At 50.5% G+C, this 26,212-nt stretch carries 23 protein-coding genes; 3 read left to right on the plus strand and 20 right to left on the minus strand.

The genetic code is table 11. From position 1 onward, the window contains the following. From FLZ89_RS00005 to FLZ89_RS00015, 4 genes are all read right to left on the minus strand, one after another. The coding region (locus FLZ89_RS00005; protein ID WP_141304054.1) for a transposase at positions 1-1,262 on the minus strand (1,262 nt) is incomplete at its 3' end. Continuing rightward, entirely contained in the window at positions 1,225-1,581 is a 357-nt protein-coding gene (locus FLZ89_RS16445) for a recombinase family protein (protein WP_373995597.1), read from the minus strand. The genes FLZ89_RS00005 and FLZ89_RS16445, both read right to left, overlap by 38 nt. Further along, positions 1,566-1,889 (minus strand): recombinase family protein, encoded by a 324-nt coding sequence (locus FLZ89_RS16450; RefSeq protein WP_373995598.1) that lies wholly within the window; start codon positions 1,887-1,889, stop codon positions 1,566-1,568. The genes FLZ89_RS16445 and FLZ89_RS16450 overlap by 16 nt, the downstream gene beginning before the upstream one ends. A gap of 193 nt (positions 1,890-2,082) precedes the next feature. After that, entirely contained in the window at positions 2,083-2,730 is a 648-nt protein-coding gene (locus FLZ89_RS00015; RefSeq protein ID WP_211292864.1) for a L,D-transpeptidase, read from the minus strand. 134 nt (positions 2,731-2,864) lie between these two features. On the opposite strand from FLZ89_RS00015, the gene FLZ89_RS00020 reads away from it, so the two are divergent. Next, the gene (locus tag FLZ89_RS00020) at positions 2,865-3,551 is read left to right on the plus strand and encodes a manganese catalase family protein (RefSeq protein ID WP_141264317.1); all 687 of its coding nucleotides are present in this window, start codon (positions 2,865-2,867) and stop codon (positions 3,549-3,551) included. A gap of 56 nt (positions 3,552-3,607) precedes the next feature. Here FLZ89_RS00020 and FLZ89_RS00025 read toward each other — a convergent pair whose 3' ends face one another. Continuing rightward, positions 3,608-4,378 (minus strand): TSUP family transporter, encoded by a 771-nt coding sequence (locus FLZ89_RS00025; RefSeq protein WP_141265213.1) that lies wholly within the window; start codon positions 4,376-4,378, stop codon positions 3,608-3,610. 379 nt (positions 4,379-4,757) lie between these two features. Between FLZ89_RS00025 and FLZ89_RS00030 the strand changes: the two genes are divergently transcribed. Further along, entirely contained in the window at positions 4,758-5,873 is a 1,116-nt protein-coding gene (locus tag FLZ89_RS00030) for an NADH:flavin oxidoreductase (RefSeq protein WP_141304055.1), read from the plus strand. A 33-nt stretch (positions 5,874-5,906) separates the two neighbouring features. Here the strand turns inward: FLZ89_RS00030 and FLZ89_RS00035 are convergent, their stop codons facing one another. The 12 genes from FLZ89_RS00035 to FLZ89_RS00090 form a co-directional block, all read right to left on the minus strand. Then, positions 5,907-6,587 (minus strand): ABC transporter ATP-binding protein, encoded by a 681-nt coding sequence (locus FLZ89_RS00035; RefSeq protein WP_141264315.1) that lies wholly within the window; start codon positions 6,585-6,587, stop codon positions 5,907-5,909. 71 nt (positions 6,588-6,658) lie between these two features. Then, entirely contained in the window at positions 6,659-7,468 is an 810-nt protein-coding gene (locus tag FLZ89_RS00040; protein WP_141264314.1) for an ABC transporter permease, read from the minus strand. 108 nt (positions 7,469-7,576) lie between these two features. Beyond that, positions 7,577-8,551, minus strand: coding sequence for an aliphatic sulfonate ABC transporter substrate-binding protein (locus tag FLZ89_RS00045; RefSeq protein ID WP_141264313.1), 975 nt, complete (start codon positions 8,549-8,551; stop codon positions 7,577-7,579). Positions 8,552-8,557: 6 nt separating this feature from the next. Beyond that, positions 8,558-9,592 carry a radical SAM protein gene (locus FLZ89_RS00050; protein ID WP_141304056.1) on the minus strand — a complete coding sequence of 345 codons (1,035 nt, stop codon included), beginning with the start codon at positions 9,590-9,592 and terminating at the stop codon, positions 8,558-8,560. Between the two features lie 204 nt (positions 9,593-9,796). Beyond that, positions 9,797-10,588, minus strand: coding sequence for an MBL fold metallo-hydrolase (locus tag FLZ89_RS00055; protein ID WP_141264311.1), 792 nt, complete (start codon positions 10,586-10,588; stop codon positions 9,797-9,799). A 111-nt stretch (positions 10,589-10,699) separates the two neighbouring features. Then, positions 10,700-11,662 (minus strand): DUF169 domain-containing protein, encoded by a 963-nt coding sequence (locus FLZ89_RS00060; RefSeq protein ID WP_141264310.1) that lies wholly within the window; start codon positions 11,660-11,662, stop codon positions 10,700-10,702. A 26-nt stretch (positions 11,663-11,688) separates the two neighbouring features. Then, complete coding sequence (locus FLZ89_RS00065) at positions 11,689-12,810, minus strand: (Fe-S)-binding protein (protein ID WP_141304057.1); 1,122 nt, start codon at positions 12,808-12,810, stop codon at positions 11,689-11,691. Positions 12,811-12,890: 80 nt separating this feature from the next. After that, positions 12,891-13,733: a TIGR04282 family arsenosugar biosynthesis glycosyltransferase gene (locus FLZ89_RS00070; RefSeq protein ID WP_141304058.1), complete on the minus strand. Its 843-nt coding sequence runs from the start codon at positions 13,731-13,733 to the stop codon at positions 12,891-12,893. Next, entirely contained in the window at positions 13,734-14,222 is a 489-nt protein-coding gene (locus FLZ89_RS00075) for a GNAT family N-acetyltransferase (RefSeq protein WP_141304059.1), read from the minus strand. Next, complete coding sequence (gene nrfD / locus FLZ89_RS00080) at positions 14,212-15,171, minus strand: NrfD/PsrC family molybdoenzyme membrane anchor subunit (RefSeq protein WP_141304060.1); 960 nt, start codon at positions 15,169-15,171, stop codon at positions 14,212-14,214. The genes FLZ89_RS00075 and nrfD overlap by 11 nt, the downstream gene beginning before the upstream one ends. Before the next feature lie 12 nt (positions 15,172-15,183). After that, positions 15,184-15,726: a 4Fe-4S dicluster domain-containing protein gene (locus FLZ89_RS00085; RefSeq protein WP_216363802.1), complete on the minus strand. Its 543-nt coding sequence runs from the start codon at positions 15,724-15,726 to the stop codon at positions 15,184-15,186. Between the two features lie 5 nt (positions 15,727-15,731). Beyond that, positions 15,732-17,927, minus strand: a complete 2,196-nt coding sequence (locus tag FLZ89_RS00090) for a molybdopterin-containing oxidoreductase family protein (RefSeq protein WP_141304061.1) — start codon at positions 17,925-17,927, stop codon at positions 15,732-15,734. Between the two features lie 781 nt (positions 17,928-18,708). Between FLZ89_RS00090 and FLZ89_RS00095 the strand changes: the two genes are divergently transcribed. Continuing rightward, complete coding sequence (locus tag FLZ89_RS00095) at positions 18,709-20,787, plus strand: sigma-54-dependent Fis family transcriptional regulator (protein WP_216363803.1); 2,079 nt, start codon at positions 18,709-18,711, stop codon at positions 20,785-20,787. 216 nt (positions 20,788-21,003) lie between these two features. On the opposite strand, the gene FLZ89_RS00100 is transcribed toward FLZ89_RS00095, so the two are convergent. The 3 genes from FLZ89_RS00100 to FLZ89_RS00110 all read right to left on the minus strand — a co-directional run bounded on the left by FLZ89_RS00100 (position 21,004) and on the right by FLZ89_RS00110 (position 25,710). Continuing rightward, positions 21,004-21,816, minus strand: a complete 813-nt coding sequence (locus tag FLZ89_RS00100; protein ID WP_141264304.1) for a 4Fe-4S dicluster domain-containing protein — start codon at positions 21,814-21,816, stop codon at positions 21,004-21,006. Next, positions 21,816-24,407 carry a molybdopterin-dependent oxidoreductase gene (locus FLZ89_RS00105; protein WP_141304062.1) on the minus strand — a complete coding sequence of 864 codons (2,592 nt, stop codon included), beginning with the start codon at positions 24,405-24,407 and terminating at the stop codon, positions 21,816-21,818. Before FLZ89_RS00105 ends, FLZ89_RS00100 begins: the two co-directional genes overlap by 1 nt. Before the next feature lie 130 nt (positions 24,408-24,537). Continuing rightward, positions 24,538-25,710 (minus strand): CynX/NimT family MFS transporter, encoded by a 1,173-nt coding sequence (locus FLZ89_RS00110; protein WP_141304063.1) that lies wholly within the window; start codon positions 25,708-25,710, stop codon positions 24,538-24,540. Between the last annotated feature and the right edge of the window lie 502 nt (positions 25,711-26,212).

Genomic DNA, 26,212 nt, shown 5'->3' on the forward strand with positions numbered 1-26,212 from the left:
TCCAGCCGGTCTTTGCCGAAGCCCAGGTCTTCTATAGCGATAGATTTGCCTAAAACTTTGGCGATGTTCACCACTACCTGGGCCAGAACGCCGATGAGGTAAGTACGTCTAAAACTGCGGCTGTAAGCCAGTTCCGGTATCTTGAGGTAAAGGAAACCGTTCGGGTGTACTATCGTCTGAAACTCTCCGGCAAATTTGTGCAAGGCTTTGGGATAAGGAACAGTGAAGCCTTCCGGCCAGGGCTCGGGCTGGCCAAAATAATTAACGTTAGCCAGAGCTACCCCATCTGGGTTGGTGTCTATCCCAAGGTAGCCGCGGTTGGGGTCGGTCGCCAATTCAGGCGCCGTCATGGTGAAGGCGATATGGACCCTGTACCGGCCATCCCGGCCTCTAATTAATTCAACGTTATAGGGTGCGCCGGAAAGAAGCAACCCCCATACCTTGAGCCGGTGTTTTTCCGGCAGCCAGAGCTCTCCTTCCACCCGCGGTGCCCTGGTCATTATGGGCCTTCCTTTGCTGTCAGTACCTTTCTGCTCGGATAGATGGGAAATAGTGACTGCCAGGGTAAATCTCCCCTCCTGGTAAGCTACCTTCATGTTGGGGTTGCCGCCTTTAGTTTCGTCGCCCCGGGCGTATAACCGGTTCTGCCGGGTGTGGCGCCATTCTTCCCGGCTGGCCTTGCCCCGGCAGACCTGCCGCCATAAAGAACGTCCCCCAAAAACTACCTTGGGAATAGTGCCGTCAGCTTCATGCTTCTGGAGTTCGACCAGTTTAGCGGCAAGCTTTTGGACCCGGGCCTTACGGCCGTGGAATGCCCGTTTGGCTTTTTCTATTTTTGCAGGATCATTAACCTTAATCGCTTTGTCCAGATCTTTTTCAGCCCAGCGGAGTTTCTTTTTAGCCCGGGCGAGTTTGGCTTCTGTTTCCTCGATTTCTAACGCCAGGAGTTCCTTTTGCGATTCTATGACAGCCCTCGCTTTCAGTATGGCGTCGTCGCAGTAGCGGGAGTTTAAGCCGCATACCCGCTGGCCTTCTTGTTTGAGTTCTTCCCGGGAACGGCCTTCCATAAGCCGGTTGAAGGCCCAGCGCTCGCAGGCGCAGAAAAGCCGCATCTCAGTATCCAGCGGATCTTCATCTCCCCGGCTCCATTTCTTAGACCGAAAAGCAGGGTAAACTTCCGGAAACCACTCGCCGCAGATGGTATACTTGATGTCGCCATTAAGTTCAATCATTCTCTTTTTGTTCTTTCGCTGTTTCTTCATCCAGCTCCACTCCTGCGATTAGTTCCCGAAACCCTTGCCTCACTTTTTTGCCGCCCCTAGCCCCGTACAGCCGGGCTGAAAATGACGTGACTATAGACAGCAAATCCTTCACCAGTTCGCTTTGCGCGTCTTCCGGCTCTTTTTCCGCGATGGTGATTATTTCTACCCCGCAATACCTTAAGTGACGCTCGATATACCCGTAACCGAAACGGGCCAGTCGGTCGGGGTACTCGATAATAAGTTTCTTATACTCACCCTGCTCGGCTAACTTGAGTACGTTGGCCAGGCCACGGCGCTTCTGGTTCAATCCGCTGGCCACGTCCGCAAATTCCGCCTGATGGTAAACCCGTGTTCTCCAGCATAATGGCGCAGCCGCCCCATCTGCCGTTCCAGGTTGCCGGCGTCGGCCTGCTTTTTGGTGGACACCCGGGCGTACAGCACGACTGCCTCGCGTCCGCCAGTCAATTGGCCGGACTGTAGAAGCTTATTGAGTTCATCCATGGAGTACCGGCGCTGGCCTCCAGGCAAACGGACAGGCTTGATTAAGCCCCGCTTTTCCCAGTTGCGCAGGCTGTTGGGATGGACGCCCAGTTTCTTTGCCGCTTTGCTGATGGTAAATATTTCCATAACTTTATGGTAAGCTTTTTGTTATGTTTTGTCATTATTTATTAATCTGTTGGTAACTGCTACTAACCTCCAATTTTCTTTTAATCGGCAGCATAAACCCCTGTCCGTGCAGCTATTACGGCGATGTGTCAAAGAAAGCGTATGTACTCCCCTCCAGGCGAGCCAGTAACCGTCCGAACGGACAGTACCGATTTTAATGTATATATACCGGAGTTCCTTGCGGGATATTATCATAAATCCATTTGGCATTTTCGGTAGCCAGCCTTACACACCCATGGGAGGCGGGCGTTCCCAGGCGGGCCGCTTCCTCAACAATCACCCTCTTTTCCCTGTCCATGGGCACGCTGTGGAAAAGGTAAACGCCCCAATCTTTAAAGGATACCCACCATCGTCCTCCTTGCTGATACTTTTCGCTAAAAAACCACTCACCGCGGTTTTGTATTTTAAAAACGCCGATAGGAGTGGGCTTGTCCTCCGTTCCGGTAGATACATCCCATTCTTTTATTAAATTTCCATCGTAATATATCCTTGTTTTTTGCTCATCTGTACTAACCTCGATCCAGTAGCCGCGCGCTGGCGGTACAAAAACCTTGGAATTGGTATTATTGGTTTTATTACTTGCGTTGTTATTACCTACCGTTGCTACAGGCGGTACATTGTTTGTGGTGTCTTCTTTCCGTTGTTCTTCTTTTTCTTGGGGTGCAGGAGGTATGTTTTCGTCATTTTGGCTCGTTTTCACCCTGGTTCCCGCATCAGTTTTTTCTCCTCCAACACCGGTAATGAAAAACATGCCTAAAATTATCAAGATCGTCAACCATAAACCCGCTTTCAACTTTCCCACCGGTACTCCTCCAATTTTAACATTTTTCAAGCTTTTATTTTCTTTATTCGCCTACTTTCCCTTTTATCCTGCCTATCTGTTAATAATAATTTAAAGCTCCTCGAGTAATAATAAAAACAAGAAGGAGGAATACAATGTTTAAACACGACAAAAAGCTCCTGGAAATGGTACGTGTAGAACGCCCTAATCCGAACTATGCGGCTCTTTTGCAGGAGCAAATCGGAGGTCCCCACGGCGAATTGAAGGCAGGGCTGCAATACCTGGCCCAAAGCTTTCGTATTCACGACCCGGCTATCAGGGATATTTTCCTCGATATAGCCGCCGAAGAGCTCAGTCACCTGGAAATGGTTTGTACTGCGGTCAACCTCTTGAATGGCCATGAACCCCAGGCCATGAACGCCACCATCGGCAATGTTCAGGCCCATGTAACAACCGGTCTCAATCCCTTTTACAGCAACGCCTCCGGCCAAGTGTGGACCGCGTCATACATCGAAGCTACCGGTGACCTGCCCGCCGACCTGCTTTCCAACATCGCCGCCGAACAGCGGGCCAAGGTTGTGTATGAATACCTGCACCGGCAAATCGCCGACCGCTATGTACGTCAGATGATTGATTTCCTGTTAAACAGGGAAGAGGCCCACAACACCATGTTCCGGGATTGTTTCCAAAAAATTAGGGGCACAGGCTCTACCCGGGACTGGGGGGTGGACAAGGATGCCCGCCTCGCCTTCAACCTGTCCACACCCGGCGATTATGTGGGTTCCTCCCTCCACAACCCGCAGCCGCCGTCCTTTGAACAGCCGCAAATTCCCCACCAATAAAAGAGTTTCTATATTTTAATAAATGCTCCCCAGTATTACCGCGGGAGCATTTTACATTAATGCAATAAATCCCAGACCTGCTTACCTACTAAAAGCAAGGTTATGGCGATAAACATCAAACGGACAAAGGCCGTCCCTTTAGTGATTGCCAACCGGGAACCGAGCAACGCTCCAATAACCATGGTAATCCCCATGGTTATACCATAACTATAATTTACAGCGCCCATTAGTATAAAAGTGGCCAGGGAAGCTATGTTGCTGGCAAAATTTAAGACTTTGGCATTACCTGCGGCAACCACAAAATCAAAACCGAACTGAAGAAAAGCAAAGATTAAAAATGACCCCGTTCCGGGGCCAAAAAAACCATCATAAAAACCTAGCCCAGCCGCCACAGCAGCACCCAGCCAAATATTTTTTTTGTTTCTGCCGGCATAGGTGGAAATAGAACCCCAATCTTTCTTGCGTAAGGTATAAATGCTTACACAAATGAGCAGCACAATTATTAGCGGTTTTAAAATCTGGGAGGGAATATATTTAACCATATGGGCGCCCAAGGTCGCTCCCAGCAGAGAAAAGGGGAAAAGATATTTAATCAGCGAGAAGTTTACCTTATCGGAAGCGGCAAAGGAAATGGTACTGGTTAAGGTAGCCATGGTCCCGGCGAGTTTGTTCGTTCCTAAAACCACACTGGGTGACACACCGCAAAGCAAAAGGGCCGGAATAGAAATCAACCCCCCACCGCCAACGACCGAATCGACAAATCCCGCTAGGAATCCGGCTGCCGATAAAAAAAAGAACACTAAAATTTCTACCACCGGCGTAACCATCACCCTTATTTCACATTTCAACAGTATTTTCTACCGCAATACTTTATCCCTTGTCTCACCGTGCCACTATAGGTTCTACAACCATATAACATTTTCCTCCTTCTCCGACCAGCATCCCTAATCTTTTCGTAACTTGTCTTTACGCGCATCTCCCGCTTTAAGGGATTTTCAAGGAATTCAGATAGGGGGCGATTACACTTGAAAATTATTTTTGCATCAAATAAGACCACTTAAAGTGGTCTTGGTAGTTTAGGGTTGCTGATTAAACTTAATTGATTACAGGGCAGGAAAATAAGGCTATATACCGAAGAAAAAATATTGATTTTTTTGTTATAGATAAACCAATAATGCCTTTGTTAATCTTGGAGAGGATGTACCAATGACTAATATTCATTTATTTTTCCCAGTGAAAGTCAAAGACCTTATCTTACCCAACCGTATAGTCATGCCCCCCATGGCCCTCGGCATCGCTGCTTCCGAGGGCGAGATAACCCCGGAAATGCTTGAACACTACACCCTCCGGGCCAGGGCTTATCATGGTGGCAGCACCTATGACGCTGGACAAAAGTTTGCCGGGGCGAACACCCGCGCCGGTGTAGGCCTCATCATTGTAGAACATGCTTATATTAGCGAGGAAGGCCAGGCCCATCCCAAACAACTAGGTATTTACCATGACCGTCTCTTACCCGGCCTTACTAAGCTGGCAGCTAAGATCCGCTCCGAAGGTGCGATTGCCGGTATTCAAATCAACCATGCGGGTGCGAGAGTCCTGGAAAATGCCGTGGCCCCTTCAGGCATACCTCTCCCATTTCTACCACGCCGTTCCCGGCAATTGTCCCAGAATCAAGAAGATGGGCCTGGAAAAGCTGAAGAATTATATAGCCCCTTTGAAGAACGCCCCCATGAACTAACAGTTAAGGAGATTAAAGAGTTAACTGAAAAATTTGCCCTGGCTGCCACCAGGGCCAAGAAAGCCGGCTTTGACCTGGTAGAAATCCACGGCGCCCATGGCTATCTTTTGAACCAGTTTCTTTCACCCCTCACCAACCGCCGCCGTGATGCTTACGGTGGTTCCCTGGAAAATCGCCTGCGCTTCCCCTTGGAGGTTATCCACGCCGTCCGGGAAGCAACGGGTCCCGAATATCCCGTTTTTTACCGCCTGGGAGCCGACGACCGCCTGGCAGGCGGCCTTAATCTTGACGAAAGCCGCCGGGCTGTCCCCATACTGGAAGCAGCCGGCATTGACGCTCTCGATCTTTCGGGGGGCATCGGGGGTTATATCAAACAAGGACCGGAAGGTTTCTTCCTTTACCTGGCCGATGCTATCAAGCCGGTGGCCAGGGTGCCGGTTATGGTGACGGGAGGTATTAGAACGCCTCAATTTGCCGATATGGTTATCCGGCAAAGGCGGGCGGATCTGGTTGGCATCGGCCGTGCCCTGCTGGCCGACCCCGCCTGGGCGCAAAAGGCATGGTTAACCCTGGGTAAATTATAGGAAAAAATCACAAAGCGAAGGGCCGGATTTACTTTACTTCTCCACCAGCTCGTCGTATATCTGCCGGCGCACCTGCAAAAACCGCGGCTCCGAGCGATTTCGAGGTCTAGGTATGTTTACCTCTACTATTCTTTTAATGGTTCCCGGACGCTGCGAAAGTACGATTATCTTATCCCCTAGATAGACGGCTTCCTCAATGTCGTGGGTAACCAGCAATACGGTGGTTTTTTCTTTTTCCCAGATCCTGAGTATCTCCTGCTGCATCCTTAACCTTGTTAGAGCGTCCAGAGCGCCGAAAGGCTCATCCATAAGCAAAAGTTTGGGCTTGTTGATTAAGGCCCGGGCTATGGCCACGCGCTGGGCCATGCCGCCGGAAAGCTGGGACGGGTAGGCGTCTTCAAAACCGCTTAATCCTACCAGCTGCACATAGCTCCGAATTAGCTCCCGTTTACCGCCATTGTTGCTTTTATGCAAAGCTAACTCCAGATTCTCGGTTACGGTCAGCCAGGGTAACAAACGGTGCTCCTGAAATACCACGCCCCGCTCCAGGCCAGGCCCGCTGATCGGTTCTCCCTCCAGGGTAACCGTTCCTTGATAGTCGGGCTCCAGGCCGGCAATTATTCTTAGCAGGGTAGTCTTACCGCACCCGCTGGGCCCCAAAATACATAGGAACTCCCGGGGGAAAACGCTAAAAGAAAGGTCCTGCAGCGCCATCAACTCTTGCCCGCTATTCCCGTACTTTTTGGACACGTTGCGGAGGATCAGGAGTGGAGTTCCCCTGGAGCCTAGGTGCCGTTGTAAAAGCTCCGCCACCTGATGATCTTCCTTTCCAGCCGCTGCAAGACATAATCCATAGTTTTCCCCACCACGCCGATGGCCAGCATGCCTACCAGAACCCGGTCCGTCTGAGCCAGAGCCCGGGAATCCATAAGCATATAGCCGATACCGCTCATTCCCCCGGACAATTCCGCGGCAACTACGCACATCCAGGCGTAGCCCAAACCGATACGCAATCCGGCCACGATAAAAGGCATGGATCCCGGCACTATCACTTTACGGATGAATTTTGACCGGGGAACTTTAAATACCCGCGCTACCTCCACCACTTTTTCGTTAGTCTGCCTTATGCCCTGCAAGACGTTGAGGAAAATAGGGAAAAACGCCCCCAAGGTGATAATGAAAACTTTTGAACCCTCTTCTATGCCGAACCAGAGGATAGCCAAAGGCAGCCATGCGATAGGTGGAATCGGCCGCAGCAACTGAATGATCCCCTCGGTCATCTGGCTCAATAACGGCGACAGGCCCAACGCCATACCCAGGCCAATGCCTAGAAAAGCTGCCAGGGCAAAACCTTCCAGCACACGAACCAGGCTTGCTCCCAAATGGTGTGCCAGTTCACCGCTATTCAACGTCTCGACCAGCGCCCAAAGAACACTTTCCGGAGAAGGCAGCAAAATAGGTTTGACACGCCCGCCGGTAGTTATCCAATGCCACATCAATAACAGCAGGACAGGGGCAAACCATTTTTTCCCTGCGGTGTTCAGCACTGTCGGGAGCCGGTATTCTTTAAAACTCCGCCTCAACACGGTTTCCATAACGCCTCTCCCTTCCACAAGCCCCATGGTCCTTTTAAATTGCTGCCCACGGCAGGCCGCCGGCGCCTGTCCATGCCTGACTGATCCTCGCACCGTGCGGCCGGGCGCTTATTTGCACAGGAACGTCTCCATATCCACCGGATTTTTGATCAGGCCCGTTTTTCGCAAGAATACCTCTGTGTCCTTCAGTTCAGCGACCAGACTATCGGTAATGGTACCGTCGTAATTGAACTTGCGTACGATTTTCTCAAGTTGGGCCGGGGGTATTTTCAAATCTTCGGTAAGAAGTTGGATAGCCTCCTCGGGATTGTCCCGGATAAACTGCGCTCCCCTGGCGAACGCCGCTTTCAGCGCTTCCACGGCCATCGGGTTCTGGTTGGTAAATTTCGTGGCAGCTACGACGACCGCCGTTCCCTGATAAACACCCGTTCCGTCGGCAATAACGCGTATCTCCCCCGCGTCCTCCATCCGGGTCAGCAAGGGGTCCCACATTACTCCGGCGTCCACATCTCCCCGGACGAGGGCTACAGCCAGATCGTCCATCGTTAGGTTGACAAACTGGATATCATTCATAGTCATGCCGTTCTTATCCAAGAGCAAGGAGAGCAGTTTGGTACCATAAGCGCCGCGCGTTGTACCAACTTTCTTGCCCTTCAGGTCGGTGATACTCCTGATACCGGCATCCTTTCCGACCGCTACGGCCAGGGCTTTGGGCGCCGTGGAGGCAATAGATACAATTTGATAATCCGTACCGGCCGCGCGCCCAATAAAGGCCGGAAAATCCCCCATCACGCCCACATCCAAATGTCCGGCGGCAAAAGCCTCGCTTACCACCGGACCCAAATTTAAGGGCTGCCAGTCCAACTTGTAGCCTGCTTTAAGCAGCTCTTCGTCGATATATCCCTTTTTCTTCGCTATCCATATATGGGCGTAATGCGGCAGCGGCACGATGCCCAGCCGCACGGCCTTTAGAGCGGCATCTTCCGCCGGCTTCGGGGATTGGTTTGTGCATCCGGTACCCAGCAGTGAAAGCAAAACCACCACAAGTAGCAGCGACCAAGCAGTTCTCTTCCCCCGCATCATGCCTGATCATACCACCTTTCTTTGCAGCTTACCGGCTCCCGACTTCCAAATCAGTGAAGGGCCGTCCAAAACCTTCCACCCGGCTTCCCAATAAATCCTTCGCACTTCGGCTACCGTGCGCCCGCGCGTTCTTTCGCAATCCTCGTGAGTGTCCCGCGGGCTGGATCCGGTTTCTGCCCACATGATGTTGACACCCGCCAGAGGGCCCGCTACACTTGGTTCATGCCAGCACATGCCTATCATTTCGTGCTGGGTAGATAAACGAATGGCAGCCAAAATATGCGCCTGCCGGGCTTCATTGATCATCCCGCGTTTCCCCACTTCGGTGTCGGGTACGGCAATCCGGCGCATGCAGCCGCTATATACGGCACCGCATTCCCGGGCGATGATAGTTGCTTCCACCAATTCTCCGGTCGTATGCTCGGGCCCTACCGGTTCCACACACGTACCGAGGGCCAGGCCGGCTTCACGGGCCGCGCGCATGGTGGCCAGCCTTTTTTCTACAGGAATAGAGGATTCAATACCTTCTCTCAAACGAACGGCATGATATACCCCGTTGAGGCCGGCATCCCGGAGGGCGTACGCCTCTTTGAGCGTAAAATCATCGATGTTGCCGATCAGTACCGTATCAGGGCTCAGGTTGCGGCGAACTTCTTGAATTATCTCCAGCAACCGTCCAAAAGGGAAGGTCCCCGTGGCGACGAGATAGATGGCGTTGGCTCCATTTTGTTCCATTTTTCGACATCGTCTCACTATCTCCTCTATGGGCATCACACCAGCTTGGGCAAAGACCTTATTGACAGCAGCAAAGGAACACCATTTACAGTTCCGAACGCAAGGCCCCACGTTAATGCCGACGTGAGCGTGCACTTCCGCCGTATTGCTGCTGACCTTCGAGCTGATTTCTCTCGCGGCATGTTGGATATAAGCAGACTCGGCCGTAAACGGAGCTATATCAAAAAGGGCTGCCATCTCTTCCCTGTCGAGAAACTCCCCCGATTTCGCCTTGTCCACAAGGTAAACAATTTCCCTCCGTATCAAACTAACTCAACCTCCTCTCGTTACACCGCCCGGTCGGTCGGACGGAATAAGTTGTTACCCTTAAAAAGCACTTGCAGCCTACTTGCAGTCTCATTGCAACCACGGTCTTTCCGTCCTCAACACCTTTACCGGGCTATAGACTTCTAGACTATAGACTTCCCCCCTTCGGCACCACCCTACTATAGCTTTAAACGACTATCACCGCTACAATCCCATGCTCAGCCCATCATAACCGGCCCGGACCCCGTCCGTCCCGGCCAGCTCTTTATTTAACCGTTCCACCGTCACCGGGGAGCTGTAGTGCATGGAAAGGTGCGTAAGAATAGTTTGCCCGGCACCCACGCTTTTCCCCAATTCTATAGCCCCGTCTACCGTCATATGCGTATCGGGATACCAGTTATCTCCATAAAAGGTAGCATCGCACACGAGATAATCTACCCCTTTCACCTTGGCCAGCGTCTCATCCGGCAGCCAGGAGGTATCGGGAAAATAAGCCAGCTTCTTACCCGCCACAATAAGAAAACCCGCTGTTTCAATACCATGGTTGGCCCGCAAAGGAGTCAGGCTCGCCCCGTCTAAATCATAAGAGTGTTCATAGTTCCACTCCCTTAGATCCACAAGTTCGGTCAGGCGATGGAAACGGGAGGTGAACTCCCCCAGGTAGCCGGGCGGCAGGTAGATGGGCAAGCGGCGGTCTTTCTCTTTTAATCTCAGGTAGTACTCCAGCTCCCCCAATCCGGCAAAATGGTCGTAGTGCCAATGGGTCAGGAATACACTGTCAATGTCCAGCACACCCTCCCGGCATAGTTGTACCCTGAGATCGGGCGAGGCGTCTATCAAAACCCGCTTGTTCCCTATGGTGAGCAAAGCCGTGCTCCGCGTCCGGGCTGCCGCAACGTCGGCCCTGGCTTCCTGGCAAGCGGCACACTCGCAAAAGAAAGCCGGGACACCCGGTCCGGCGCTCGTACCCAGCAGCTTCATTTCCACTCTTGCCATACCCCCGTAAAACCTCCGGAAACTCGTAATCGGAATAATAACTTTTTCTATACCACAGCGCAAAACTCCTGTCCTATCTTGTAACTTTTGATGTGTTGAAAGGGGCCGTTCCTACGGCACCTGCTGTAAAACCTGGATAACCCCTGCAGGACACTGGCCTACACAGGTGTAGCAGGCAGTACATTGCTCGGGGTTTTTCACAACTGGTACCGGGCGGCCGTCCTGTTCTTCCATGACGAGCACGCCATAGGGGCAAAAGTCGGCACAGAGACCGTCTCCCGAACAATTGGCAGTATCGATGTTGATTTGAACCGCCGGCAAATCCCTGGTATTCTTCTTTGGGACGCCTGCTTTATCCAATATAGGCGGCATATAGATTTTATGCCGCGCTTCAGGTATGCTTTTCTGTGCCAGTTTTTGCAATGAACGGGCCACAATCTCAAGCTGTGCAGCCGGGAGGGACAGATAAAGCTCAAAGTCATCAATGTCACTGGCAGCACGGCTGCCATAACAGCCGAAGGAAATATTCATTTTTCCTGTCTGCATGGGCTGGACGGTAAGATCGGCACAGGTAGAGTTATAACCCGAGGTTTTAAAAATATGACGTTCCCCGCTGTTATACGATTGGGCCATACAAAGCCACATGGCCTGCTCCGGCCACAGTGTAAAGATTACCACGTCGGCTTCAAAGCTGGCTTTACTTAGCGGCGCTACCAGGGTGGCCTCGTAGCTGCCAGCCGGGAAGCAAGGCCGGGCGGCAATCATCTTGCGAGCACATTCCAGGGTAGGTAGCTTTTTAAACAAAAGGTAAAGTTCCCCCGATTGCAGCTTGGGCGGCATAGGTATAAGGCCCATAATGGCCGCCCCGTCGGGGCAGGCGTGCCGGCGCGGCGGCATATACAGGCTATAACCCCGCCGGGCAGCAATAATCGACTGGCAATGCCGCAACGTTGCCGTAGGTTCTGCCACCTCTGCGGGTACAGTCTCACCGGGACGCAGTAGCCGCACTGCTACCGGCTCCCAGCGCAGGGCTAATATGTCTTTATAAATGCGTACCAGTTGCTGGTTATCCACAGGTTTCTCTCCCTTGACTACGACAGTTATTCTGCCATTAACCGCCGCCAGTTTTCTTCGCCTTCGGGCCCGCTAAAAAGGGCCTTTGCCCTTTTTTTAATTTCACTATAATCCTCTTCCTGGCCGAGCAATATATCGAGGACATGGCGCACCCTGAACCCGCTGGCAGCCCGCGCGAAATTAAGAACGCAGCTTAAGCAGTAGCCCGCCAGGATCCCGGCTCCGGTATCGCTTGCTTCTTCCAGGCGGCGGTCGGTCAGGGCCATTGCCAGGTCGGGACGAAAGTGGCTGATCTGACCGCCGCTGCCGCAACAGAAGGTGTTCGGCCCGTGGTGTTCCATCTCTACTAGCTGGTAGCCGCTATTCCTCAAGGCCTTACGTACCTGTCGGGCGAAGATGCCTTCATGGCGGTCAGGACAGGAATCATGAATGGTAATTAATCCTTTACCGGCCGCCCCGGGTCCCCAGTTCTCGTAGATAGTCCTGACCTCAATGCCTTCCGGCGCCAGCCGGTTACGCAGTTCGTAAAAACAGTTGGGGCAGGCGGTTACTAACAGCCTTACCCCCAGTTTTTTCAGTTTATCTTTAAGAAAGGCGGTAAAGTTTTCCCCGCGCTCCTTTAAACCCATCTGGTAAAGGGGTTTGCCACAGCAGTCGGTTAAAAACGTCACGCGGGGCCAGAGCTCCGCCAGGTGGTGAAAGGCAGCCCTGGTTAAGTCCGGACCATAAGTAATCATGGTGCATCCCGGGAAAAAGGCTACCTCGCCTTCTTGATCGACGGGCAACTCCTGGTAATGAATGTTGCACTTTTCGCGGTATAGTTTGCAGATATTTAGCTCCCGATCCGGGTAAAGGTAGCGATAGTCGTCAATAGGGAACTCACCGCCGGCTATTGCTTCAACGCGTTTAGCAGCAAACATGCCCGCCGGGGAAAGACCAATGGGGCAAACAGCGGTACATAATTCGCAAAGACTGCAAGAAAAAGCCTCCTCTACCGTTGCTCCCCGGCAAGCTATATCAAGGGGGGCTTCGCCAATCTCCTCCAGTAGCAGGCATGAAGCGGCACATTGACCGCAGGCGGTACATTTTTCTGCTAGTTCCCGGCGAGGCCCAGCGCCGCTGTCGGCGACCCCTCTGGCAACGTTCAAGTCATTCACCCTTTCCGGGTTGGGTTAATTAACCATAATTTACCTTTTTAGTTAAATGCGCCCAATCACCAAGTAATCAGCTATCGCTCCGGCGGCAGGGCGGTGGCTTCAAGACCCAGCTCCCTCAGGACTGCCAGGGTACGGCGGGGCACCATCACGTCAGCATCAGTTGCAGCGGCAAGTTCCAGGGAACGCAGTACGGGAATGATGCTTGCTAAATCGATGGGGATATCTACATCGGGAACCATTTCCAGGACGGTAAAAGGTATCTTTTTTGCCACCGCTTTATTAACCAGCATATCCAGGGCCGTAATGCCGTCGCTGTTGTAAAATACGCCGTAAAAATCAAAGGGTGTAGCCCAGGTATAGCCTACCAGGGAAAATCCCCCCTCCTGGCAGGGTGCCTCGACAAGGGCCGCCCCAATGGCCGGGGTTGAAGGGTTACCGGCCTGCAGCACTACTTCCCGTCCGGCCTCACTTTGACTGAACCTGGCTAAAGCGGTAAAAGCTTTTTTCAGGGTAGCCGGTTGCAGCGTCGGCAAATCCCCGCCGATGATAATAACGCTATCGGCTTTTCTTGTTCCCTCTCGCGGTTTGAGTATATAATCGGCGGCAAACTGCATGCAGTCATCGAAGGAGCCACCCCTGTCGGCAAAGACACCCTTTACCTTTTCCGGATGGGGCAGACCTTTAAGGAGGGATTGGAGGTAGGCGCCGTCGCCGATGGCATCATGACAGATCCAGAGTTCTGCCCCCTCATCCTCGCAGGCCGCCATGGCAACTTCGATAACATCAAGGAGACAGGCCTCATAGAGAATTTTCGCTTCTTCGGTTGTTAAAATCCCTCCTTTTTCCTTTGTCAGGCGGGTCTTAATATCACCTATCCTGGGAACTTTGGTGAAGACAATTACTGCCTGGCGCAATCAACTAACCTCCTGTATATAAATCATGGGCACCGGCCGGCAAGCTTCTCTCTCCGGGCAACCGTTGCACTGCTCCTGGTATGCTTTTGCCAGGTCGGAAAAAAGACAATGGCGAAAGCCGTACTGGCGGTAAAACCCTGCCGCTTCCCCCCTGGCAATACTCGTCACGCGATAAGTACTAAACTTCCCATTCAGCACACTGCGACAGTAGGCCCAGGGCTTTTTTATTAACTCCAAGAGCAACATTCCTCCTAATCCCTGGCCCCTGGCTTCTCTCCTCACGGCCAGCATTTCAAGGTGAAAGGAATCTTCACCCAACCAGGTTATTTTCCCGCCCGCAAAAATTTTTCCATCCACCTTTATCACAGCGTGTTGTTCCGGTTCCCCGGCCAAGTCCATCCCCCAGTCCTGCAATAATGCCTGTAGCTCCGGGCCGTCTTCGGGCCTGGCCAGGGTCACTTCCGCCCGGGCCCGCAAATTATTTGCCATTGAGCCAGGCCGCCCTTTCCTGCCATGTCTGCTCCAGGCGTGCGGCCAGGATGGCTATTTCCTCTTCCTGATACCACTCGTTATCTTCACCCGGAAGGCTTACCCGGACGCCGGCCTGGAGAAATGCAACTCGCAGGCAGACTTCCCCTGCCAGAACAAACAATGATTTTACCGCCAGGATACCAGCGCCGCTGCCACCGAAGTAAAGGAGGCAAGGGATGAGGTGACCACAAATAACAATCCCCCACCAGAAAATATTTTTCAACTTGCCGGTGAGGAGCATTGCCGTCGACCGGCGGGCTTCCTCCGGCGCCGACTGGCGCATCCCCAGGATATAAGTCGCGATTAAGATTATCTGGGTGATGATCAAGGCCAGAAGGATTTTATCCAGTACAGCAATAGTTGGTGCCGGTGACACTCCGTTCACCGCCGCCACCAGGATTACGCCAGCCAAACCGGAAGTAAGGGCTGCCGCCAGCCACAGGGGTACCAGGGCGCTGCCGTTCCAGAAGGAGCGGCCCCGGGCTTCGCCCAGCTCTAGACCCGGGTAAATTACCAGGGCCACGGCAAAAATAATGCCCAGGAACCCGATAAGCCGCCGCCCAACATTTTCTCCGGCCCAGGGAAAGATATCAAACCAAAAGCTGGTATATATCGCTGCCACAACTATGAAGCAGGCTAAAAATATGGCCCCTTTGGTCATGATTGACTGCATACGGCTGAATACTAATAGAAAGCGCTTTTTGTTACCCAATTCCGCAAGTAACAACAGGCCGCCCAAGCCGACAGCAGCCAGGCCCAGGAAACTGCCGGGGCCACTTACCTCACCAGCAAGGGGCGAGGTTATAATATCCAGGAAAGCGATGACGGCAAAAACCATGGCCCCGAAGGCGGCGCAAAAGAAGTAACCGGCAGCCAGCCCACCCCAAATTGCCTGTTTGTCCTCCATAATCGCTACCTCCTAGGGAAATATATAATACACTGCTGGTTTAGTCCCCAGATGGGGGTACAGGGGGCGGGCATTGGCCCGGTGGATAAGCTCCGCCACTTCGCTCCTGGGGTCGTCTAGATCACCGACATGGCGGGCTTTCAGCTGGCACGTTTCCACACAGCGGGGCATTTCTCCCTGTTCCAGCCGTTCATAGCACAGGTGGCACTTTTGGACGATGCCCTTTCCCGCCTCGAACTGTCGCACACCATAGGGGCATACCAGCATGCAAAACTTGCAGCCAATGCAACGCTCGCCGTCTACAACGATAATCCCGTCGGGCCGTCTCTGGCTGGCCCCGGTAGGACAGCCGTCGACACAGGGTGCATCCTGGCAGTGCATACACGGCCGCGGCAGATGGTATGAGGTCACGTTGGGAAATTCCCCTTCCGGCCCTACGGTGAACACTTTATTCCAGCGTTCGTTTAGCGGTAGGTTATTTTCAATCTGGCAAGCAACGGTGCAGGCATGGCAACCGATGCACCTGCGTAAGTCAATAACCATTCCCCAGTGCATAATTCTCACCCTTTCACTTTAGCAATCCTACATAAAACCGACCTGGTGCACCAGCTACCGCAGGCTGGATCGCAGGTATCCGGGTCGTCATCCAGGCAGGCATTAATATTGGATTCCCAGACGCCAAACAGGTCTTTTGCCCCTTTTTCCGGATACCACCATCCCCTTTCCGCCTGGACTACCCCGGGTGGTACGGCGGTGGTGAGTTTAGCCCGCTGCTTTACTTTACCTTTTGGGGTTTCAATCCACACCCAGTCGCCTTCTTTAATAGTAAGCTTTTGGGCCAGTTCAGGGTTAATGGCCACCCTCGGTTCCGGATGCAACAGACGCAGGCGCGTTATCTGGCGGTGCTCGGAATGGTAAAAGGGCATGAAGCCTCCGCCTGCGATGAGTATAAGGGGATAATCCCGGGCCAGCTCCGGCGTAGCTTCCGGGCTGAACGGCGGTTCGACGTAATGGGGCAGCGGGTCATAGCCCAGGGTTTCCAGTATTGAACTTTTCAGCTCTACCTTTCCGGAGGGCGTGGCAAAGCCTTTTTCCAGGTACTTGTAGTACTCACGCGGGGCAAAGTCGAAACGTACCCCCTGGACAAAATCCTCGTAGGTTTCCAGGCCGTAACCCAGGGGTTCCAGGCGGTATTGGAACGCCTCTTCGTTGGTCTGCCACGGCCAGTATTCCTCCTGGCCCATCTTGATACCCAGGGCGCGCCAGAAGTCGTAGTCGGTTTTCCGCTCATATAAAGGCTGCACAGCCCTTTCGGAGGCGATTAGCCAATCAGAAACACCATAGGTTGTAGTCAATACCGGCCGTTCCAGCCAAGAAGCCGCCGGCAAGACATAGTCGGCCAGCGCGGCTGTGGGCGTAAGCCAGTAGTCCATGACCACCAGCAGGTCCAGCTTGTTGAGGGCTTCATATACCAGCCTGGAGTTGGCATAGGAGCTAAGGGGGTTATCGGCCAGGACGATCAGGGCTTTGACCGGATATGGTTTGCCGGTAAGTATTGCTCGCCACAGTACCGGAGGGCTGGCTTCGCACATCCATTCGGCCGGCAGACCCTTTCCCCAGACGCGTTCTAACTGTTCATTTAGAAGCTTGTAACCCGGCCAGGTGCTGAGTCTAAACCTGTCCGAACCCAATTGTTTGGCTCTTTGCTCCTCGGGTAGCAACTCGTTTAGTTCCATCTCAACATCGGTAATGAAAGTGGGATGGGGCCCGGGCATGACATCGCCGCCGGGAACGTCGAGGTTACCGCAAATGGCCCTTAATACGGCGCGTGCCTGGGCAACGGCACTGGTAGCCCGGCCGAGCTGGTCCGTAGCTACGCCCCACTGGATACAAGCCGGCCTCGAGGTGGCATAAATCCTGGCTGCCAGGGCTATCTTTTCGGCCGGAACCCAGGTCTTTGCTTCCGCCCACTCCGGGGTATACTCCTGCACCCTTTCCCGCAGTTCCTCAAAGCCCACCGTCCAATTCTCGACGAAATCGGCGTCGTAGAGCTCTTCATTGATAATGACGTTGAGCCAGGCCAGGGCCAGGGCGCAGTCGCTCCCCGGGCGGATGGGTAACCACAGGTCAGCCCGGGCCGCCGTCTCGCTGCAACGCGGGTCAATGACAATGATTTTGGTACCGTTCTTTTCCCGGGCCTCTAAAAGCCCCCGCATTTCCGGTAAATATGAGGCGCCGGGATTATGGCCCCAGACAACGACACAGCGGCTGCCCATAATCTCCGGATCAAAGGCGCTCCAACCGTAAATGGCCGTTTCTACTAAAAAATTGGGTATCCAGCAAACAGGGGAGGTGTGAACCACATTGGGGCTCCCTAATAGGTTGAAAAAGCGACGTCGGGCCCAGTCATCAGTCCGGTTGGTGCCCCCGGCAGTGGCAATGCTTTCGGCCCCATATTCCGCTTTGTATTTTTTTAGCCGGGCGGCAATATCTTCCAGGGCTTCCTCCCAGCTGACACGCTTAAAATTACCAGATCCCCGTTCCCCGACACGTTTAAGGGGATAGTTTACCCGGTTGATGTGGTTGAGGTGATCCATAGCCGAAGCACCCCGGGGACACTGGGCTCCCTGATTAAAGGGATGCTCAGGATCACCTGTAACTTTTTTAACGACACCGTCTTCAACGTGCACCAGCATGCCACAGTTCATATGGCAGAAATAGCACGCTGCCTTCTTCACTTCAGTAGTACCAGCCATTTTTTTACCTCCGCTCGAACTACTTATCCTTCAGGTAAAATAGGGTATCAAGTGGTACAACCTTCCTGCAGTTCAAACAGGTTGTTTGTGCCAGCCTTCTTCCCTCCCAACCGAACAAAAAAGGTTCTTGATAATCTGATTTGTATATGCGATGATTAATTATAAGCATATAATTCAAAGCAATACTTTTTAATCATTGCTTCTTCGAGTAAGGCTACTTTTAAGCCCCGGCAGTTTGGGACCAACTTATATACCCGTTACGTCTATATTTACTTCCAGAGGACTGCCTTCATAAAATCTAACTAGCAAAAATCGTGCCAGCAACGGGGTTTAAAATAATTCCTAGATTTAATCTCCGGATATCGCTCTGGCACTATATTAATCAAGGTAGCTCAAGTGCTTAACCCAAAAAATAGTGGCGGGTATTTTTCCCTTTTTGACACGGGGCATTCTCAAAAAAGAGACAACAAACTTTTAATCAATATTGCCAACCGCAATATCATCATGATATTAGTATAACTTTACCATTTCTATGGTGTATAATAGTGATAGAAATCACATGGTTATCCAAAAATTGTCTTCTTGAGTAGGTTGCAACAGTCATGCATGTACCAATCAGGTATAGCTCGGGAAAACATTCTCAAAAGGGGTGACTTAATAATATGACCTTTTAGTCAGCCGAAAAGGTCTGAACCTCGAATTACTTAAACAGAACGTTGCATTTTTTTCTCGGCCTAAAATCCTGCCAGGATTAGGTTTTCTGTTTACTAGGAGGGTTGGTATGGAAGTTATCAGGCCTGATGTAGCCTGTAACGATAACCGGACCGAATTTATGGCAAATCCTTTTGACTATACCTTATTCCAGCGGCGCTGGCAAGAAATTCAGCATTGTAAACAACGTTTTCTATACCACAATGAAGATCCACGGACTTTTTCTTGTTTAAGCCCGGAGGTTGCTGCTTCCTGGTTAAGGTCACGCGAAAACAACATTGATCCTTTTGCCACAAAAATCGGGCATAATATGCCTAAGGATAAACTGGAGGCTATACTTGAAGAAAACAGCCTGTTAATTTCAACCACCAAAACCCTTATAAACGCATTTAAGCACCTGCTCAAGACTTCCGGCTACATTTTAAGCCTCCATAGCGCCAACGGTACTATTCTTTACCTTGAAGGAGATGCTAACGAAATCTCCTATTTTAAGTCAATAAATGCGGTGGTAGGGGCGATCTGGAACGAAGAGACCTCAGGAACTTTAGCCCACGGGCTCAGTATGATTTTAAAATGTCCGGTCCAGTTAATGGGTCCCGAAAATTACTGTATTGCCCTTGAAGACAACATCAGTTCAGCCGCTCCTATCATGGATGAAAAAGGCGACCTTATTGGCACCCTGGTACTGGTACAGGCTCTGGGGGAACGGCCGTGGGAAAAAGACCTGAAAAATTTACAGTCGCATACCCTGGGCTGGGTTGCCTCCCTGGCGGTAGCTATTGAAAACCACCTCAAACTCAAAGAAAAAAACCATAGGCTCTTGGTTATGAATAATACATTAGAAACAATTCTCGCATGCATTGATGCTGGAATCATAGCTGTCGATTGTGAAAATAAGATTATTAAGGCTAACCAGGAAGCAGCTCTAATACTTAATCCAAACGGCGGCAAAGTTGAAGGCAGAAACATAAGGGACTTTGTGGACGACAGGGTAATGCAGGTATTAACAAGCCAGAAACCTGTTAATTACCTGGAAGCAACTATTCGCAACTGCAAAAAGGAACGCCACTGCGTATTTAGCATACAATTTATACCAGGCCAGAAAGAAAAACGCATAGAAGGTGCCATCATCCGTGTCAACCTGTCTGAAAAAATCAACAACCTTGTTAATGTGCGAACTGGTGCAGTGGCCAAGTATCACTTTGATGATATTATTGGCAACAGCGCCTGCATAAACCATGCAAAAGACTTGGCCCGTAAGTTCGCCGATGCCGGCGAAAATATTTTATTAATAGGAGAGAGCGGCACCGGAAAGGAGCTATTTGCCCAGGCTATTCACAATCAATACCGGCCCGAAGGTCCTTTCGTTGCTTTGAACTGTTCTGCGATTCCCAGAAACCTTATTGAAAGCGAGCTATTTGGTTATGAAGGCGGAACCTTTACGGGTGCCGAACGCAATGGAAGACCAGGCAAAATTGAGCTGGCTCACAAAGGAACCCTTTTCCTTGACGAAATAGGCGATATGCCCATTGAAACCCAGGCCACGTTGCTTAGGGTTTTAGAGGACAAGCGCGTCATGCGGCTGGGAGGTAGGAAGTATATTCCTGTTGACTTTCGCGTTATAGCTGCAACTAACAAAAATCTCTACCAGATGGTGCAAGAAAATCAGTTTCGTCTCGACCTGTACTTCCGGCTGGCGGTTCTCAAGCTAGAAATACCGCCCCTGCGCCAGCGACAGGAAGATATCTTGCTGTTATGCCAGCACTTTATAGAATACTACTGTAAAAAGACAGGACATGTATTGCCAACTATAAGCCCGGCTGCAAAAAAAATAATTTTAGAGTACGAATGGCCCGGTAACGTCAGACAGCTGGAGAATGCTATGATTTATGCCGTCAACATGTCCCAGGACGGCCTTATAGACGTCCAGCACCTGCCTAACGAAGTAGTGAGGGGAACCACCTTGAAAAGTACAGGTATTTGCAGCATAGCCGGGATAACCTCATTGGAGGAAGCTGAAAAGATAGTCATTCAAAACGCCATGGCTTCTACTGGCAACAATATCCCTAAAGCGGCGAAACTACTTGGACTTGGTAAATCCACTCTGTATAGAAAACTTAAGCAATACAAACTAGATTGCTCGACATAGTATTCCAAAAGCGCAGTACAAGTCCTTAGATTAAATTTAGATCAGTGAAATAAGGTGGTAGAGCAGAAGTATGCCGCGCAGCACGCCTCTACTCTACCACTTTCAATTCAAAAAGACTGTGACGGCAGGAATGAATGGGTATTTAAAAAGGGGAGCTTTATCTTGGCTCCCCTAACTAGCAAAGGCACATGAAAACGTCAAACACCTGATATTACATCATTCCCGTTTCAGCGCAATACTACCAATATTGACGCTTTTATCTACTTTCAGGTCTTGAACTTGATAAGGTTGATAACCGTTCTTTTCAATTTTTAGTGTATAACAGCCACTGTTAAGGCGTCTGATCCAAAAATCACCGAAATCGTCAGTTGTCTCTGTCCAGCTTTGGCCGGTCTCGTTGTTAATGAGGGATACCTGCGCCCCTTCCAGGACTTCATCGATATCCGGATCATAAACTTCCCCTGCTACAAAGAATTTAGGAAGGTTTAGGTAATATACCCTGGGTTTTAGACCGAGTTCAGGCTGTAATACCTCAGCCTGGGAGATTAATTCCTTTAATTCTTCTTCCTCGCCAAATTTTATCGCCTCTGTAGCACATGCTTCAACGCAGCGGGGGACTTCGCCTGCGTCAACCAGATGCGCGCATCCGGTACATTTCTGTGGTAAATTTAATTTGTCATTCCAGTAAATAGCGCCATAGGGACAAGAATCGACAAGATCCTTGCGACCTGTAGCCTTTTCGGGGTCTATAATGACCAACCCGTCGTTCCTCTTATATACTGACCCATCCCCGGCAACCTCAATACATTTTGCATTATCGCAATGCATACAAGGTCTTGCCTGATATTCGATTTTTACCTTTGGAACACTGCCATGTTCTATATCAACTAACTTCATCCAGAAGTGACCTGTATCTGGTTGGGGTTTGGCATAGGGTGACCAGTCGTTGTCAACATGTTCGTCTTTGCAGACCAGCTGGCAGTTATAACAGCCATTACATTTAGCAACATCAATAACAAATACTTTCATTAGTTTTTCACCTCCGTAATCCAGGCCTCGAAACGAACTCCATAATAAGGATCGTAAGGCCTGTTAAACGCCTCAGGGTATTGCTTTTTCATTTCCTCAATATCCACTTTTTCTACGCCTACAAGATACCCGCTCGTGACTTCCCCTGCACAATTCTTTGATGTCGTGTTGGTAGGGCAGATAAGATTGTTAGCTCCACCACGGTCGGCTTCACCAGGTATTATCGGATCTAGTCTTGCACCATGATCTTGATAAACTACCCCCCGCATTATACGTTCGGTAACATATGCCCCACCAAGTACCCATCCGCGATCGTTATATATCTTAACTACATCACCGCTTTTGATTCCCAATGCCTTTGCATCTACTGGATTAATCCAGACCGGTTCGTATAAATATCCATCCGGCCCTTTAACTTTACAAGTAGGAATCTCACGGAACCATGGTATATCATCCAGCTGAGCATGACACCGCCAGCGAGGATGATTGGAAACTATAAGAAATGGATACTTTTGGGAACGTGGATGCAAAAGGCTTTCTTGATGAGTTTCGCCGTAAGGTATCCAATGAGGCACCGGCGGACGTTCTTTATCATCCGGGAAGTTTTCAGCCAGACCTACGGAATAGAATTCAAGCTTTCCGGTCGGTGTATCCAGAGGATTGTTCTCTGGATCCTTATAGAACGGGCTGAAACCGGGTTCGTCATTCTCCCAGTCCTCAGCCGTAGGTATTACAAAGTATTCTTTCTCCCGAAATTCTTCATAGCTTATCCTGTCTTTTATCCCGGATTGTTCGTAACCGTCCTTAATTAAGTCCTCAATACTCTTACCTCTAGTGTATTCTTCGTAGAGGCCAAGTTTCTTTGCTACTTCCGCTACTGCTTCATAGTCGCTCTTTGATTCTCCCAGAGGTTCAATGCACTGCCCTTCGTAAAGGACTACATTGAAGCTGTCACCTAAAACATCAACCCCAAAGTCTTCTTCCTCAAACTTTGTGTTGATAGGCAGGATTATGTCGGCAAACAGGCAGTCATTTTCCATCCACGGATGCTGCATGACAACGCACTCAATTTTAGGACTGCGTAGAGCCTCAATCCACATGTTTCCACCATTCCAACAAGTGGACCAGCATGGGCTGTCGCTCCATATCATGTGAATTTCCGAACATCCCTCAGCAGGATATTTATACTGTACGAACTGATCCTCCTTGGGAATTCCTGCATATGTTATCCCGTACCAGGTAATGGGTTCGTCGCTCAAAATTGCTTTCGGGATGAGAGTTTTAGGGATAAACTGCTTTGGCACTGGAAATGTAAATCCCTGGTAGGCCCCTTCCGGGCTGGGTATTATTTCTCTTCGGGGCATTGGGTTCTGGTCATGCAAGCTGAAAAGCTGCCACTCAAAGAGCTTGAGCTGTCCCTGACCGGGTTTTCCTAAGCCCTGCATGCCCAAAAGGATTACTTCCAGACGTCCCGGCTCGTGGGCATAGCAGGACCTGATGTAAGAGCCGCCGTTATTGTGGGCAATGCTGGTTGCTTCCCGAGCCCATTTCCTGGCTAAAGCCTTAATAACCCGGGCAGGAACACCGCAGATATCTTCGGCCCACTTTGGTGTCTTGGGAACGCCGTCTTCTTCGCCTAGAACATACTTCTTAAATTCCTCAAAACCGTGAGTATGAGTGGCGACATAATCTTTATCATAAGTGTCTTCCGTAATCCATGTATAGGCAATAGCGAGCTGTAATGCCGCGTCCGTGTTGGGTCTTACAGGTATCCATTTATCCGCATGAACTGCTGCACCATAATTAAGGTCGGGACAGATGTATACGGATTTTATGCCTAGTTCGGTAAACCAGAAGCACAAACGGCTAGCCTGCAGCCCGCCCCATGCAAGCGGTGTCGTCTCTGGGTCGCAACCCCAGAACAGGATCATTTGAGTGTTTTCCGAAATATCCTTAATTAGATTGGCCTGCCTACCCTGGCCTACTGGATCCTGTCCCCAGACATGCTTGGCGCCCCAGTACCAGCCTTCCCAGCTGTCGGGCTGGCGTGCCTGGATGGTGTAACCGCCGAGAAGCTCCATCAAGCGAATCTGACAGCCGTGAGGACCATGAATGGTCTTAGTCTCGCCGTGGCCGTCCCCCTGTACCAAAACCGAGGTCGGGCCGTATTTTTCGCACACTCGCTTCAATTCCTTAGCAATTAATTCAGCAGCTTCATCCCAGGTGATACGTACAAATTTACTCTTACCCCTGTTTTGCGGGTTGCGCTCTCCTTCCGGATCCCAGTCCACCCTTTTCATGGGGTATAGTATCCGGTTCGGCGAATACGTCCGCTTCTTGTACACATAGTTAAAGGGGCTCAGAAGCGACTTCATCGGTGCTTCAAAGGTTTTCCCTCTGGCCTTAATCTTCCAGGGTCGCAATTGTTCTGTCTTATACTTACGGTTATATCTCAACGGTCGAATACGAAGAATTTTACCGTCCTTAACGTCAATTTCTGCCGAGTTTGATCCAAAGGCAAAGGAACACAAACCCAAATTCTTGTAATAGGTACGTACACCATTTTGGAGTTTCGTGTCCTTTTCCGTCATGGCATAGTATCCCTCCGTTAGTTTTTCTGAATTTTGTCATTAAGCATTGAAATTCGATCCTCGAGGCATTACAGGTTTCCCTTTAATTTTTGGCAAAAAACCTCCTTTCTAAAAAACAGTTCACCTCCTTTTACTCTGTTTTAGTGCGTATTAATAGAGTTGCCACCAGAGAAACAAGAAGCCCTGCAACTAAAGGATATACTCCCGCATCCCAACCTCCACTTGCTATAGCCTGACCTACAACAGGAGGTCCGATGAACATGCCACTGTTCTGACCAAGGATCACCACTCCCAAGGCTACGCCAGCAAATTGGGGATTAATAGCTGTTTCCGGAGCAATGGTAAAAACGCAGGTCGGAACAAAGCTTGCCGCCAGACCTAAAATAACATAATAAGAAACAAGAATTCCAACATTGCCCCCTACTTTAAAAGCCCATAACACTAAAATCGTACAAATAATGAAGGAGGCTGCCAGGATACCCTTACGATTTCCGAAGCGGTCAAGAACCCATCCAGCGAATATGCCGCCAGGTATAAAAACCAGGGTTACCAGGCTAGCGTAAAAACTGGCAGCTCCCGGATCCATCTTATGAACTTCGGCTAAGAAGGTGGGTGCCCAGGTGGCATAGGCTATAAAACTGAAGTTAAATGCGGCAAAGGCTATGGAAATAAGCCAGGTATTTATACTTTTCAACCCATGGCTAATAGAGATAGCGCCACCCTCTTCACTCCCACTCGCCGTTTTTTGGGGCGGGGCAACAATAGCGCTATACACCATAAATGCAACTAAAGCAAAAACAGCTCCAAACCACCAGATACTGGTCCAGCCACCGAGTTTTGCAATTGGGTTGGCCAAATTATAAATAAGAAAACTGCCAACTGGTACCCATGTAGCCCAAATACCCATAGGCAATCCTCGTTCATGTGGTTCAAACCACATACTAATAACCGCCGGAGCCACGACTGCAATTAAAGCCAACCCAACGCCTTCGATAGTCCTGGCAATAAGCATAATCGCTGCACTTTTAGCCACAGCTCCAATTACTGCACCAATAATTATACAACCTAGACCTATTAATCCACTGTTTTTCGGCCCCAGACCTGCCAGGAGGAACGCTGCCGGAAGTGCCAGTATGACCCCGGCGATGCAAAAAACAGACATTAGCCATCCCGCCGTTGCCATATCAGCCTGAAGACTTTCCATAAGAACCTGCATTACCGGCGGTACTTTAAACTGGTTCAACGCTACAGCTACGCCCGCAAGATAGACCGCCCACATAACCGCCCACGCTTTTCTTTTCACAGTACACCCCCCTTTGTTATTCGGAGACTTCTAAACGTTCGTACACAAGCCCCAATGACATACTCTCTCCTGGTAAAAACTCGTAGCGCTGTCCCTTTTACTGCTCCCCTCCTCCGGCTGTATATAAAGGTTTATTGCCCTCACTGCAAAAGAGTTATTTCTCCCATCATGTCCAAAAGCACTGGAATACACATATCTCATCTAGCAGCCTATGTGAAAAATATCCCAAACCCAAAAGCATCCTCTACTTCCATGATAAAAAGTGATGCTAAGTCCCCTATCTACCCCCACTTCGGTGGGGAAAAGTAGCTAACGTAGCTTATGAAAAGACATGGCCCCTAACCCGAAGTTGTCAGCAACTATTATTCACACGAGCTGCTAGCAGTTTTAATAACAATTTGCTTTTTATTTCTTATCAGCAGAATCTAGGTTCGCCTTACAATGAGGACATATTTTGGGGTTATTTCCTTGCCTAATTACTTCCTTTCCACAATTGGGACAT

The sequence above is a fragment of the Moorella sp. E306M genome (assembly GCF_006538385.1).
In the GTDB taxonomy this organism is placed as follows: Bacteria; Bacillota; DSM-521; order Neomoorellales; family Neomoorellaceae; genus Neomoorella.

Excerpts from the sequence above, each read along its gene's own strand:
- FLZ89_RS16450 (WP_373995598.1), bottom strand. The coding sequence starts at position 1,889 with ATGGAAATATTTACCATCAGCAAAGCGGCAAAGAAACTGGGCGTCCAT.
- FLZ89_RS00020 (WP_141264317.1), top strand. The coding sequence starts at position 2,865 with ATGTTTAAACACGACAAAAAGCTCCTGGAAATGGTACGTGTAGAACGC.
- FLZ89_RS00025 (WP_141265213.1), bottom strand. The coding sequence starts at position 4,378 with ATGGTTACGCCGGTGGTAGAAATTTTAGTGTTCTTTTTTTTATCGGCA.
- FLZ89_RS00030 (WP_141304055.1), top strand. The coding sequence starts at position 4,758 with ATGACTAATATTCATTTATTTTTCCCAGTGAAAGTCAAAGACCTTATC.
- FLZ89_RS00035 (WP_141264315.1), bottom strand. The coding sequence starts at position 6,587 with ATGGCGCTGCAGGACCTTTCTTTTAGCGTTTTCCCCCGGGAGTTCCTA.
- FLZ89_RS00040 (WP_141264314.1), bottom strand. The coding sequence starts at position 7,468 with ATGGAAACCGTGTTGAGGCGGAGTTTTAAAGAATACCGGCTCCCGACA.
- FLZ89_RS00045 (WP_141264313.1), bottom strand. The coding sequence starts at position 8,551 with ATGATGCGGGGGAAGAGAACTGCTTGGTCGCTGCTACTTGTGGTGGTT.
- FLZ89_RS00055 (WP_141264311.1), bottom strand. The coding sequence starts at position 10,588 with ATGGCAAGAGTGGAAATGAAGCTGCTGGGTACGAGCGCCGGACCGGGT.
- FLZ89_RS00075 (WP_141304059.1), bottom strand. The coding sequence starts at position 14,222 with ATGGCAAATAATTTGCGGGCCCGGGCGGAAGTGACCCTGGCCAGGCCC.
- nrfD (WP_141304060.1), bottom strand. The coding sequence starts at position 15,171 with ATGGAGGACAAACAGGCAATTTGGGGTGGGCTGGCTGCCGGTTACTTC.
- FLZ89_RS00085 (WP_216363802.1), bottom strand. The coding sequence starts at position 15,726 with ATGCACTGGGGAATGGTTATTGACTTACGCAGGTGCATCGGTTGCCAT.
- FLZ89_RS00090 (WP_141304061.1), bottom strand. The coding sequence starts at position 17,927 with ATGGCTGGTACTACTGAAGTGAAGAAGGCAGCGTGCTATTTCTGCCAT.
- FLZ89_RS00095 (WP_216363803.1), top strand. The coding sequence starts at position 18,709 with ATGGAAGTTATCAGGCCTGATGTAGCCTGTAACGATAACCGGACCGAA.
- FLZ89_RS00100 (WP_141264304.1), bottom strand. The coding sequence starts at position 21,816 with ATGAAAGTATTTGTTATTGATGTTGCTAAATGTAATGGCTGTTATAAC.
- FLZ89_RS00105 (WP_141304062.1), bottom strand. The coding sequence starts at position 24,407 with ATGACGGAAAAGGACACGAAACTCCAAAATGGTGTACGTACCTATTAC.